Consider the following 14,218-nt stretch of genomic DNA (forward strand, 5'->3'; position numbering starts at 1 on the left):
GGTCCATTAGGCTATACACAAGTGTTTTTCAGTTGGATAGGAAAAACGGCATGTAAATGGACTTTTATTTTTTTCATGATAAACTGAGTGTGGTATTAAAGTTGGAGAATATAGGAAAATGGGGTGTTAGGATGGATCTTCGTACTTATGTAACGTTAGATGCAACGGAAATGGCGGCTTTACTTAAGCAAAAGGAGGTTACTCCAAAAGAACTTGTTTCCTTAAGCTATGATCAATTAGAAAAGGTTAATCCAATCTTAAACGCTGTCATCCACGACAGGAAAGAAAAGGCTATGCAAGTAGCGGAGACTATTGAAGTAGGGGAAACAGGATTTTCTGGGGTACCTTTTTTACTTAAAAATATATCGCAGGCATTAAAGGGTGAGCCAATTACATCTGGCTCAAGACTATTGCGTTCCAATTTTGCGAAACGAAATTCTAATCTGGTGGACAAGCTAGAGCGGGCAGGATTTCTGTTTCTTGGCCATACCAATACACCGGAGTTTGGTCTAAAGAATATTTCTGAACCAGTTCTTTATGGGCCATCTAGAAACCCGTGGAATACAGATTATTCCCCTGGTGGGTCAAGTGGTGGTACTGCAGCGGCTATAGCAGCCGGGGTTGTACCAATGGCAGGTGCTAGTGATGGAGGAGGATCCATTCGTATTCCTGCATCATTTTCTGGATTATTTGGACTGAAACCAACTAGAGGGCGTACGCCTGTTGGACCAGGTGCTGGTCGTCAATGGCAGGGTGCATCCATTGACTTTGCTTTATCTAGAACAGTTCGTGATAGTGCAGCATTACTTGATGTTTTACAAGTTGTACAACCGGAAGCAGCTTTTCAGGTACCACTTTTTCATGGGAGTTTCTCGGAAGAAATGAAAAAGCCATTTACCAAACCGTTGAAAATTGCTTTTACTACCAAATCACCAGTTGGGACACCAGTTTCAGAAGATGCGAAAAAAGCAGTTCTAAGAGTGGTGGCTTGGCTAGAGGCAGAGGGACACCGTGTAGAGGAAAAGGAAAACGATGTTGATGGTGTTCAATTAATGCGTAATTATTATTTAATGAACAGTGGGGAAATGTCCTCACTAGTATTAGGATTGGAGTCAGCATTTGGAAGAGAGATGACTGCAGAGGATATGGAAATTGAGTCATGGTTATTAAATGTAGCAGGTAGGTCTGTAACAGCTGCTGAATTCACAGCAAGTCTTGCCTCATGGGATACCGCGGCAGCACAAATGGCTACGCTACATCGCGAGTTTGATTTCTATATTACACCAGCAACAGCTAATACAGCTCCAAAAGTTGGTGAACTTACACACTCAGAGGAAAAACAGTTAGAGCTTCGCGAACGGGTGAAGAAGTTGGATAAACAAGGACAACAAGAATTGATTTATGAAATGTTCTTACCAAGTTTAACGTACACACCATTCACACAGCTCGCAAACTTAACAGGTCAACCTGCTGTATCATTACCGGTTTACCTATCAGACCAAGGACTCCCATTAGGGGTTCAAGTAATGGCATCCAAAGGGGAAGAGAATCGATTACTACAATTATCCTATCAACTGGAACAAACTTCACTATGGATAGATACCATGAATAACCCTTTTTTGAAAGAATTTATAACAGAGGAACAGGCCCCTCGTATATAGATAGTGATTGGACAGTCATCTTATAGTGTTAAGGTGGCTGTCCTATTTCATTCTCTCACATAATTTCAACGAAATTCTCAGTTTTAAAATGGTGCATAGAAGCTGCTCATTCCTCATTTCAATAGGATTCAAATCGGGCTCACTCACTCGCAAGTAACAGTTATGATACCTTCTAAGTTTCGATAACATTACATCTCCCTAGATATGTTTCGGACGTCCATAAGAACGTGTATATAGATAAAGCAGCATTATCTGAAGGTTAGATAAATACTAGTTTCCTAGTTTAAAAAACAAATTATAAGAAAATAATGTATATTAAGTAACCTTTTACTAAATGGGACATTTTTAGTATAGTAAAAGGGTAATAGTAACATAAATGGAGGGGCGTTAGTAGATGCAGGAGACAATGGTATACAATGAGAAAATTTCAAAAGTAATTGATAATGTCAATAAAGTAATGATTGGAAAAGAAGATGTAGCAATTTTAAGTTTAGTAGCTTTACTTGCAGAAGGGCATGTTCTATTAGAGGATGTACCTGGAGTCGGAAAGACGATGCTTGTACGTACTCTCGCTAAGTCACTAGATTGTGATTTTAAAAGAATTCAATTTACCCCAGATCTATTACCTTCTGATGTAACGGGTATCTCTATTTATAATCCAAAGGAAATGGAATTTGTATTCCGAGGTGGACCGATTTTTGGAAATGTTGTGTTAGCTGATGAAATCAATCGTACTTCTCCAAAGACACAATCTGCTTTACTAGAGGGAATGGAAGAAAAAAGTGTAACAGTTGATGGAGAAACAATACCACTTCAAAAACCCTTTTTTGTAATGGCTACCCAAAATCCGATTGAATATGAAGGAACATATCCACTACCAGAGGCTCAGCTTGACCGATTTATTTTAAAGCTAACGATGGGTTATCCATCATTAGAAGACGAGTTGGAAATGTTAGAGAGAACATCCAAAGAGCACCCCATTGAAAGCCTTTCACCTGTCATGTCCAAAGAAGAGTTAGTAATAATCCAAAAAGAAGTTCGTAATGTATATATCGAAAAAAATGTGCAGCAATATATTATTAATCTTGTCCGAGAAACACGAAATCATGAATCTATTTTTCTAGGTGTAAGCCCTCGTGGTTCCATTGCTTTAATGAAAGCTGCAAAAGCCTATGCTTTTATTAAGGGACGTGACTTTGTACTTCCAGATGATGTGAAATATTTAGCTCCATTTGTATTAACACATCGAATTATCTTAACTGCTGAGGCAAAATATGATGGTAAATCGGCAAGACAAATAGTGGAGCAGGTAGTTAAACAAACATTTGTACCAATTCGAAAGGAATTTTAGGGTCTCATGAAGATGTTTCGCTTCGTACGTAATGTTGTTTTTATCATTTTTCTATTTGTTATACTATTTGCGTATGCCATGTTCCAAGGGGGATTTGCAAGCTGGTTTTTATTCTATAGTTACCTACCAATCTTCCTGTACCTAATTGGGCTATCCTTTTATCCAATTTCAAAGTGGACTGTGGAGAGAAAGCTACAAAAGCATGTTGTTGCGACAGGTGATCGGGTGAAGGTTTCTATTCAGGTAAATCGTAGAATTCCTTTTCCAATATTTTATTGTATTGTAGAGGAAGTTTTTCCGGAAACATTGAATCGTGTGGATTTACGACACGCTAAATATCAGTATCTAGATCAACCAAATAAACTTTATAAAAGTCGTCATGTAAAAAAAATGTTCTTCCCTTGGTTCAAGCGAAAATTTGAAGTTTCCTATGAACTTAACCAACTTCCAAGAGGAAAGCATGATATCCCTGCTATTCGATTGAAGACTGGGGATATCTTTGGGTTAATCAAAAAAGAACATGTTTATCCGGCAGGAAATGAATTAATTGTATATCCAGTGGAAAGATCTATTCATCTGATTGAAAAAATGAACAGCTATGAACAGGGATCCATTTCTTCATTTGCTATGAACTTGAAGAATACGAATGTTGCTACTGGGGTCCGTGAGTATATGCCGGGGGATAAATTTTCCTGGATTGATTGGAAACAAACAGCAAAGAAGAATGATGTTATGACAAAGGAATTTGAACAAGAAAAAAGCACAGATACCCTGATTATTTTGGATAGCTGTTACTATGATGGTATGAATCTATTAGCCTATGAAGCTACCGTTGAAATGGGGATTTCCCTGATGGAGACAATTCGAAAACAAGCTTCACAGGTTGGCTTCTTATCCATTGGTGAAGAGACTGTTTTCTTTCCTGTTAAGCATGACCCAACGAAAATGGAGTGGATTCGTAAGCATCTAACACAAATTCAACCTAGTGGAAAATATAAATTTTCCAGAAAGCTGAAAGAAGAATTATTTAAAGTAACCAATAGCTTTTATGTTGTCTTAGTAACGACACACCTAGATGAGGAACTGAAGGAAACACTTCAGCATGTTCGGTTACGCGAGAAAAAGCTACTGATTATTTTTATTCAAGCAGATAATCGAATTTCGGTTGAGGAGCACAGAATTATTCATGGGCTTCGAAATGAAGGGATTGGAATTTGTATATTAACAGAAAAAGAACTAGTAATGGATGTACTTGAGGTGAACACATTATGAGTAAGAAAAATCAAACGAATATACCGTTTATCTATACCTCAATATTATATATCGCTGGTCTCCTGTTATTTTTGGAATGGTTATATCCTGTTGATGAAGTAACAGATACTGTCTTCCTTGGAATATTTGTGATTTATACGATTTTTTGCTTTTTTATTAGTATACTTCAAGTGAAATGGTGGCTTTCCTTACTTTTAAAAGGGTTCGGTGTTTTCTTTATCCTTAATGGTGTATATTCCGATCATAGTTTTTGGAGTAAACACTGGTTCACTGAATTGTTCGCAGATTTTGGTTTTAATATTCAGGCGTTATTTGCTAGACAGTGGTTTGATCTATCTAATATGTTTCGAACATTATTGTTCTTAATCATTATTTGGTTAATGAGTTATTTGATTTACTATTGGTTCGTTCAAATTAAGCGAGTCATGATTTTCAGTGTATTAACCTTTGTCTACATTACACTACTAGATACCTTTACAGTTTACAATGCTGATTGGCCCATTATTCGAACGTTTGTCATTGCATTTTTAGCATTGGGAATTGCAAACGTCTTAAAAGAAATTCAAAGTGAAAGTCTTCAATCATATCGATTAAGTGCAAGACCACTTTGGATCCTTCCATTGGTAGCGATTGTGTTATTTTCTTCTGTTGTTGGATATGCTGCACCAAAGTTAGACCCACAGTGGCCTGACCCGGTTCCGTTTTTGGAGAATGCGGTAAATGGTGATGGGATTGGAGTCGGAGGGGTTATCCAGAAAGTTGGCTATGGCGAGAATGATTCGACATTAGGTGGATCCTTTGTCCAAGATTATACACCAGTTTTTAAAGCATTTATGCAGGAAGAAAACTATTTCCGGGTGGAGTCGAAGGATTATTATACTGGTAAAGGATGGGTCAATTCGGATGAGGGAGATTATGTAGAACAAGTGGATTGGGATATTACCTTTGAAACGTTTTCTTCAACAGTGGAATCGAATCCATCTGAATTAGTATTAACCTTTGATGAACGCGCCAATATTCCTAAACTGATATATCCTTATGGGGCAAGACATGTTGTTGCCCAAAGTGAGGATGTTGCATTATTGTTGAATGAAGAAACTGGTGAAATAAGGACAGAAGTAGATGATGATGCAGTTAATTTAAGAGGCTATTCGATTAAATACAATAGTCCATCGTACCCAATTGATTTGATGCGTAATAGTGGTGCGCCAGAGGATGAGGAATTAGTTAGGAAAAATACAAGATTACCTAACAATCTTCCTGACAGAGTCGGAGAATTAGCGAAAGAAATTACCGCTAATCATGAAAGTCAGTATGACAAAGTGCGTGCAATTGAACGTTATTTTAGTGGCAATGGCTTTGTTTATCAAATAGAGGATGTCCCTGTTCCCACAGAAGAACAGGATTATGTCGATCAATTTTTATTTGATACAAAGGCAGGTTATTGTGACAATTTCTCTACCTCAATGGTTGTCATGTTACGTAGTCTAGATATCCCTGCAAGATGGGTAAAAGGATTTACAAGTGGGGAGAAGATAGAGGAAGACGTTAACGAACTAGGCGACGATGTTTATGAAGTTACCAATGCCAATGCACATTCATGGGTTGAGGTATACTTTGAAGGAGTAGGTTGGGTACCATTTGAACCAACACAAGGGTTTGATGCACCAAATAATTATGCAGTTGATACATCAACTGAAGATGATTTACTAGAGGCTCCAGAAGCACCAGAAATGCCAGAACAAGATTTGGAGAAGCCAGAACAGGATGTTCAAGATGCATTTAATCCTAGTACAGGTGAAAATGATAGCAAGTTTGAAATTACCAAGACACACGGAATAATTCTTGCGGTAATTTTCCTTGTATTAATAGGTGTAGTGGTTTGGAAGAGACACCAGCTCCGAATCTATTTCTTAGAAAGAAAAATGCAAAAGCGAAAAGATGCGGCAGCTTATCAGGATGCGTATCATTATGTTCTTAGACTGTTAAGACATAAAGGGTTCCAAAAAGATCCTGATCAAACGCTTAGAGAGTATGCGATGCGAGTTGATAATTTTTATAGCACGGATGAAATGGGACGATTAACAACAAGATATGAAAGACTTATTTACCAAAATGGTAGTCCAAACATCGTGGATGATGAGCTGTCAAACTTATGGAAAAATTTAATCAAAAAGATATTGGGTTGACGTAAGCATACTTGCATGCGTAAAATAGGTATAACTTTTTAATAAATAACAATCGCTTTCGTATATCCTCGATAATACGGTTCGAAAGTTTCTACCGGGGTACCGTAAATACCCTGACTATGAAGGCGGAATATCTAGATCTTGAACTATCTGGAATTCTGCCTTTTTCTATTTGTATGGTGCTTCTTTGCATTGTATAGATTTTAGGTGGAGTCCAGGTTTTTTTGTATCATTTTTATATAATTGGGCTCATTAGTCAATAGAACGATTCTAAAAGACTGGTTCAAAGATTTTCTGCCTAATTTGTCTAATAGAATGATTTTTAACGACAGGTTCAAGGATTTTTCGCTTAATTTGTCTAATAGATCAATTCTAAAAGACAGCATCAAAGGTTTTCGGTGATAGAGTATTAAACATATTACTTATTTTAACTAACATAGATAGGGAGAATGAAAATGGATAATGAAATGATTCTAGTACTAGACTTCGGAAGTCAATACAATCAATTAATAACCAGAAGAATTCGTGAGTTTGGTGTTTATAGTGAGCTACATTCTCATAAACTAACAGTTGAACAAATTAAAGCCATGAATCCAAAGGGAATCATTCTTTCCGGTGGTCCACACTCCGTTTATGACGAAAATAGTTTCCGTCCAGATGAACGTATCTTTGAATTAGGCATTCCTGTACTCGGAATTTGCTATGGTATGCAGCTAATGGCTTTACATTACGGTGGAAAAGTAGACAAGTCGAAAAACCGGGAATATGGAAAAGCTACAATCTCCTTACAAAATAACACAACATTATTTGCCGAAACACCAGATAATCAAACCGTATGGATGAGTCACGGGGATAAAGTAGTGGAAGCTCCAGCGGAATTCACAGTAGATGCAACAAGCTCTTCAACACCAGTTGCGGCATTTAGTAATCAAGAAAAAAATATGTATGGAGTTCAATTCCACCCAGAAGTACGCCATTCTGAATATGGAAATCAGTTACTACGTAGTTTTGTTTTTGATGTTTGTGAAGCAAAAGGTGATTGGACAATCGAAAATTTCATCGATCAAGAAATTGATGTAATCAGAGAAAAGGTTGGAGACCGAAAAGTGCTTTGTGCACTTAGTGGAGGGGTGGATTCTTCCGTAGTTGCGGCATTAATTCATAAAGCCATAGGCAATCAGCTTACATGTATTTTTGTTGATCATGGCTTACTTCGTAAAAATGAAGCAGATGATGTTATGAAGGTTTTCGGTGAAGACTTTGATATGAATATCATCAAAGTGGATGCGTCGGAGCGCTTCTTAGGGAAATTAAAAGGTGTTGATGACCCTGAGAAAAAACGAAAAATTATTGGTAATGAATTTATCTATGTATTTGATGATGAAGCGGCAAAGCTAAAGGACATCGATTTCCTAGCACAAGGCACACTTTATACAGATATTATTGAGAGTGGAACAGAAACAGCACAGACCATTAAATCACATCATAACGTAGGTGGTCTTCCTGAAGATATGCAATTTGAATTGATTGAGCCACTGAATACTTTGTTTAAAGATGAAGTTCGTGAGCTTGGTACACAATTAGGTTTACCAGATCGAATTGTTTGGCGCCAACCATTCCCAGGTCCAGGTCTTGCGATTCGAGTATTAGGTGAAGTGACAGAAGAAAAGTTAGAAATTGTTCGTGAATCAGACGCCATTTTACGTGAAGAGATTGCAAACGCAGGATTAGAACGTGATATTTGGCAATACTTCACTGTTCTTCCAAACATCCGTAGTGTAGGTGTTATGGGTGATACAAGAACATACGACTACACCATAGGTATTCGTGCTGTAACATCTATTGATGGGATGACTTCTGATTGGGCACGCATTCCATTTGATGTATTAGAAAAAGTTTCTACACGAATTGTTAATGAAGTAGCACATATTAATAGGGTAGTGTATGATATAACGAGTAAGCCGCCAGCAACAATTGAATGGGAATAAGACAAAAAACCTTAGAATCCTTTGTTTAAAGGGATTTCTAAGGTTTTTTTGATGTGTTATTCAAAATTCTAAACATCAATATTAAGAAGGTTGAAATAAGGTTAAATTTTGTATAGCGTATTTGTATTTATAATTATTGGAACTGCAATGCATTATTTAATCTCTAAAAATTAAGAAACGACCTATCTTAGAAAGACAATTATTTGGGATAGACTAAAATTTACATAGATTCACAAAATGCATGGAAATATTTTGCAAATAGTAGTTGTATTTCTGATGTATTACAAATATAATACAGTTTAGATACATATTTTTGAAAATTATAAATAGAATAGTTTTTTAATGAGGGGGTTTGTAATGAATTTTATTAAACGAGGATTTTTAGGAATTACAAGGAAAAAAGGAAAATCATTAATTTTATTGGCAGTTATTTTTATTCTAGGAAGCCTTATATCTGGCGCTATTTCTATTCAGCAGGCAACTAGTAATGTAGAGAAGAGTGTTAAAGAAAGACTTGGGGCTGCCGCGACACTTGAACTTGATTGGGAAGAATACGATAAGTTAAGTGAAGAAGAAATGATGAATGTAGAGCTTGAAAACATAGGCCTTGATTTAATTAAACAAGTCGGTGAACTTTCCTATGTGAAATATTATGACTACTCTGTGTCTACCTGGTTAGGATCAGAGAGCATTGAGGCTTACCGGGGTGATATGGAAGAAGATTTTGTTCACCACGGGCCAAGCATGGACTTTATGATAAAAGGAATAAACTATGCTCCAGTTCTTGATTTTGAAGAACAAAAAGGCAAATTAGTTGATGGTCGTGTTTTTACCCAAGAAGAAGTGGATAGCGGTACCTCTGTTGCCATTATTTCAAAAAAATTAGCGGAGAAAAATAATCTTCAGGTTGGAGATACCTTTACGTTAGCTAATGCAGTCTATACTTATGATGAGGAGACAGGTGAAGAGGAAATAGCTACGTCTCGTGATCTAGTATTGGAAGTAATTGGATTATTTGAATCTCAAACCATTAAAGAGGATGTAGGGGCAGATTCGGATAGCGGAATGATAGATTGGATGGATATGGATTACCAAAATACAGTGTATGTTCCGAATGAGATTGTTATTAGTGAAAATAAATTTCAGTATGAAGAGTACTTGAAGACAGATGAAGAATATGCAGAAGCGATGGAAGGGGAAGAAGAGGCATCTTTTGAATATTACACACCAATGTTTGTTTTAAATAGTCCGGAAGATAGTGAAGCATTTGAGGAAGAAGTACTTCCGTTATTGCCGGAATTTTATAAAGTTGTCAGTGCTACAGATCAATATGATAGTATTGCAGGTCCAATGGAGTCAATGTCAAAACTATCAAAATATGTTCTTATAGCAGCGGTAATTGCAACGGTGCTGATAACAGGCTTAGTAGTGTTACTATTCTTGCGGGATCGAAAACGCGAATTGGGTATTTACTTATCCTTAGGAGAAAGTAGGGGCCGCGTTGTTGGACAAATACTAATCGAAGTAATGGTTGTTGCTCTAATTGGTATCACTTTATCCTTATTCAGTGGAAACTTCATAGCTAGCCAGGTATCAGATACGCTGATGAAAGCAGATAATAATAATTCTAATGAGGATGTTATTTATTATAGTGAGCTTCAAATAGATTTGACAACAGAAGATGTCATGGATACTTATGAGGTAAGTCTTAATTCAAACTATATTCTAGTATTCTATGGAATTGGTTTGTTAACGATATTAATTTCAACGGTTATTCCGCTAGTTTATATTGTAAGGCTGAATCCGAAAAAAATACTGATGTAATAGAGAGGTGAAATTATGATATTAGAAGCGAAGGATTTAAATTATTATTATCAAGATGGCGAGCAGCGTCGTTATATTTTAAAAGATACATCTGTCTCTTTTGAGAAGGGGAAGTTTTATACGATCTTAGGGCAGTCTGGTTCAGGGAAAACCACCTTGTTATCGTTACTCAGTGCCTTGGATTCGCCGCATAGTGGAGAAGTATTATTTAATGATGAAGACATTAAGAAAATTGGCTATGAAAAGTATCGCCGTAATAATATCGGGATTATCTTTCAAAACTATAATTTAATTCCAACCTTTACAGCAGTGGAAAATGTACTGATTCCTATGTCTATTACAGAAAATGAAATTCCAGAAGATACAAAGTCAGTAGCCTATAATCTATTAGATTACATCGGTATTGTTAAAAGTAAAGCAGATCGTCCTGTTAATAAGCTTTCTGGAGGAGAGCAGCAGCGTGTGGCAATTGCCCGCGCTCTTGCAACTAATGTGGAATTAATACTTGCAGATGAGCCTACAGGAAACCTTGATGAAGAGATGGAGCAGGAAATCATTGATATCTTTAAGAAGTTGGCACATGAACACGGCAAATGTGTCATTGTGGTCACACACTCCAATGAAATTGCCTTGCAGTCTGATCAAGCTTTCCTTTTGAAGAAGGGTGTACTGGCTTCCTATGAGTGACTTTTTATCAAAATTTAATAAAGATAAATATGAGGACCTACTGAATGAGCAAGAAGACAAAAAAATAAATGATGAGCAAGATAAGAAAACTGAGGAACAGGAAGAAATAGTACCGCAGCAGGAGTATGAAGAACAAGCTTCTGCTGCGGAAATAGAGGAAACAGACCCTGAGCCTGACATTCCGCTTCAGTCAGACCCTTTTTCTTTTAACAACAGTCGACAAAAGGATAGGGAAGAAGAAGTAGAGATTGATCCTGACTATAGAAGGAAAAAGAGACGTCAGATGTGGCTGATTATTTCAGGATCTATTTTAGCTTGTGTGTTGATATTCTTCATTTACTATTTGTTGGTCCATGTGAAGGTTGAAGATTTTGTGGGACAACCTGTTTCAAAAGCTCGTACTTGGGCAAGTGAAAATGATGTAGAGGTTGAATTAAAACAAGATTATAGTATGGATTATGATGCGAATCAAATTATTTCGCAGAGTGTATCTGTTGGAGATAAAATCCGAAAAGGGAAGACCCTCCAATTGACTAGCAGTTTAGGTCCAGATCCGGAAGCGACTATACCCCTACCTGATTTTTCAGTTATGAGTCAAGAAGAAGCAAGGAATTGGATTGATGAGAATAAAGCAGAAAACCTGCAGATAGTCACAGAGTTTAGTGATGAAATTGAAGAAGGTTCATTTATTAAGCTTACCATTAGGGATACTGGAATTGATGGATCAGAATACCAACGGAAAGATAGTGCTGCCGTCTATTATTCCAAAGGGGTAGAAGTCTTTGAAAAGAATATCACCATACCTGACTTTGTTGGAATGCCTAAAGAAGAAGTGGAAAAGTGGGCAGAATCCAATGAAATTGAGATGACTTATGAAGAGACGGACTCTGACAGTGTCGAAGCAGGACATATTATTAGTCAAAGTGAACCTGCAGATGAAAAAATTGCGAAAAGAGATAAGATGGAAGTGGTTGTATCTGTAGGTAAGGCTGCAGTAGTTCCAAATTTTGCAGAAATGACTGCAGAGGAAGCAATGGCTAATTATCCAGATTTGGATTTGAGAGTGAAGGAGCAATTCCATGCAGATGTTTCTTATGGAAGACTGATTTCACAATCTGTTGAGGCAGGTGCAAAATTAACGGATAAAGATGATAAGAGTGTTACGGTAACTTACTCGCTAGGAAAGCCGTATTTGGGTGATTTTCGTGGGCAAATAGAAGGTGAATTGCCAAGAATATTTTTTGACGAGTATCAATCAAAAGGCGCTAATATAAAATATATAGTTAAGTACGTCTACGCCCCTGAAGTTAAAGGGACAGTGGTTGGTATGAGTAAATTTAATGAATTTGTATCCATGACTTATACAGTAGAGATTAGAGTTAGTAATAATATCTCAGCACCTCCTAATCCAGGAGACTTTATCGAGGATGAACCTGAAATACCTGTTGAAGAGGGAGAGCTTGAGCAACCTGTGGAAGAAGAGGAAGGTATTGAAGATATTAAAAAATAATATTGTAGTTGTGATATAGTTTGTTAATAGGAGTACTACCTTTTTAATGGGTATAGTACTCCTATTTTTTTAGTAGTTAGGAAACACTAGGATGTTAAAAATAAAAACGAACATTAAAAAAAGTTTACAAAATAACGTTCGGGAATAGTTGACATCTTTCTAGTAAAATAGTAATATATCATCTGTAAGTATATTATTTTATATCTTTTGCGTATAATTTAGGGAATATGGCCCAGAGTTTCTACCAGACCGCCGTAAATGGTCTGACTACGCAGATAAGTAATATAGATGATGATAGTTTGCTATTTTTGATTGCTTTCTACTGTCAAATTACTTTTCTCGCTGGTCTGGTCGCATGTGTCGTCTCTAAATTTTAGGGAGATACATGCTTTTTTTATTGCACTTATCTAATTATTTTAGGAGGAAAAGTAATGAAGAAGTATTTTCAGTTTGAAGAACTAGGTACGAATTTTCGCACAGAATTTATGGGAGGTTTAACAACCTTCTTGGCAATGGCATATATTTTATTTGTTAATCCGGATATTTTAAGTGCTGCAGGCATGGATCAAGGAGCAGTGTTTACGGCAACTGCATTAGCTGCAGCAGTAGGTACTCTATTTATGGGACTTATTGCAAAGTATCCAATCGCACTTGCACCAGGGATGGGGCTTAATGCATTTTTCGCTTTCTCTGTTGTTATTGGAATGGGAATTCCATGGGAAACTGCATTAGCTGGTGTATTAGCATCTGGACTTATTTTTGTTGTATTAACGTTAACAGGTCTACGTGAGAAAGTTATTAACGCAATTCCTGCTGAGTTGAAAAAAGCAGTAGGAGCAGGTATTGGACTATTTATTGCTTTTGTTGGGCTTCAAAGCGCTGGTATCGTAGTAGGTAATGAATCTACTTTAGTAGGGATTGGCGATTTAACTTCCCCTACCGTATTGCTTGCTGTTTTCGGTCTTGTGGTGTCTGTTATATTACTAGCATTAGGTATCAAAGCCGGTATCTTTTATGGAATGGTTATCACTGCCATCGCAAGTTTAATCTTTGGTTTATCAGAATTTAATGGAATTGTAGGAAGTGTTCCTGATGTAGCTCCAACTTTTGGTGCAGCTATTACACACTTTGGTGATATATTTACACTAGAAATGTTAGTTGTTATCTTAACCTTCTTATTTGTTGACTTCTTTGATACTGCAGGTACATTAGTAGCTGTTGCTTCACAAGCAGGCTTAGTGAAAGACAACAAATTACCTCGTGCAGGAAAAGCGTTATTTGCAGATTCAGCTGCAACTGTAGTAGGAGCAGTAGTAGGAACCTCAACAACTACTTCATATGTTGAATCTACGTCAGGTGTTGGAGTAGGAGCACGTACTGGTTTTGCATCAGTAGTTACCGCAGGATTCTTTTTATTAGCTCTATTCTTCTCACCTTTACTAAGTGTTGTTACTACAGCAGTAACTGCACCAGCTTTAATCATTGTTGGTGTTTTAATGGCTTCTGTATTAAAAGATATTGAGTGGAATGATTTTGCAGTTGCTGTGCCAGCATTCTTAACCGTATTAATGATGCCATTAACGTATAGTATTGCAACAGGTATTGCTATTGGGTTTATTTTCTATCCGATTACCATGCTTGTAAAAGGTAGAGCGAAAGAGATTCACCCTGTCATGTACGGATTGTTTGTAGTCTTTATCTTATATTTCATTTTCTTATAAAAAGAAGTGTGACAG

9 protein-coding genes and 2 riboswitches are annotated in these 14,218 nt (G+C 36.8%); all 9 genes read left to right on the forward strand.

Annotation, left to right across the window (positions count from 1 at the left end; genetic code table 11):
- Nucleotides 1-131 precede the first annotated feature (131 nt).
- A complete protein-coding gene (locus tag TY11_RS00340; protein WP_042142139.1) occupies nucleotides 132-1,661 on the forward strand; it encodes an amidase in 1,530 nt (509 codons plus the stop codon).
- A 394-nt stretch (nucleotides 1,662-2,055) separates the two neighbouring features.
- On the forward strand, nucleotides 2,056-3,012 hold the full coding sequence (locus tag TY11_RS00345; protein ID WP_042141931.1) for an AAA family ATPase: 957 nt from the start codon (nucleotides 2,056-2,058) through the stop codon (nucleotides 3,010-3,012).
- Between the two features lie 12 nt (nucleotides 3,013-3,024).
- A complete protein-coding gene (locus TY11_RS00350) occupies nucleotides 3,025-4,284 on the forward strand; it encodes a DUF58 domain-containing protein (RefSeq protein ID WP_231495747.1) in 1,260 nt (419 codons plus the stop codon).
- Complete coding sequence (locus tag TY11_RS00355) at nucleotides 4,281-6,473, forward strand: transglutaminase domain-containing protein (protein ID WP_042141933.1); 2,193 nt, start codon at nucleotides 4,281-4,283, stop codon at nucleotides 6,471-6,473. The genes TY11_RS00350 and TY11_RS00355 overlap by 4 nt, the downstream gene beginning before the upstream one ends.
- A gap of 38 nt (nucleotides 6,474-6,511) precedes the next feature.
- A riboswitch (purine riboswitch) is annotated at nucleotides 6,512-6,613 on the forward strand.
- 309 nt (nucleotides 6,614-6,922) lie between these two features.
- The gene (gene guaA / locus TY11_RS00360) at nucleotides 6,923-8,461 is read left to right on the forward strand and encodes a glutamine-hydrolyzing GMP synthase (RefSeq protein ID WP_042141934.1); all 1,539 of its coding nucleotides are present in this window, start codon (nucleotides 6,923-6,925) and stop codon (nucleotides 8,459-8,461) included.
- Nucleotides 8,462-8,818: 357 nt separating this feature from the next.
- Nucleotides 8,819-10,285 carry an ABC transporter permease gene (locus TY11_RS00365; protein ID WP_042141935.1) on the forward strand — a complete coding sequence of 489 codons (1,467 nt, stop codon included), beginning with the start codon at nucleotides 8,819-8,821 and terminating at the stop codon, nucleotides 10,283-10,285.
- A gap of 15 nt (nucleotides 10,286-10,300) precedes the next feature.
- On the forward strand, nucleotides 10,301-10,972 hold the full coding sequence (locus TY11_RS00370) for an ABC transporter ATP-binding protein (protein ID WP_197025036.1): 672 nt from the start codon (nucleotides 10,301-10,303) through the stop codon (nucleotides 10,970-10,972).
- A complete protein-coding gene (locus tag TY11_RS00375; protein ID WP_042141937.1) occupies nucleotides 10,965-12,482 on the forward strand; it encodes a PASTA domain-containing protein in 1,518 nt (505 codons plus the stop codon). Before TY11_RS00370 ends, TY11_RS00375 begins: the two co-directional genes overlap by 8 nt.
- Before the next feature lie 189 nt (nucleotides 12,483-12,671).
- Nucleotides 12,672-12,772: riboswitch (purine riboswitch) on the forward strand.
- Nucleotides 12,773-12,913: 141 nt separating this feature from the next.
- Nucleotides 12,914-14,203 carry an NCS2 family permease gene (locus TY11_RS00380; protein ID WP_042141938.1) on the forward strand — a complete coding sequence of 430 codons (1,290 nt, stop codon included), beginning with the start codon at nucleotides 12,914-12,916 and terminating at the stop codon, nucleotides 14,201-14,203.
- The last annotated feature ends 15 nt before the right edge of the window (nucleotides 14,204-14,218 follow it).

This window comes from Paucisalibacillus algeriensis (genome assembly GCF_000577245.1).
Taxonomy (GTDB): domain Bacteria; phylum Bacillota; class Bacilli; order Bacillales; family Amphibacillaceae; genus Ornithinibacillus.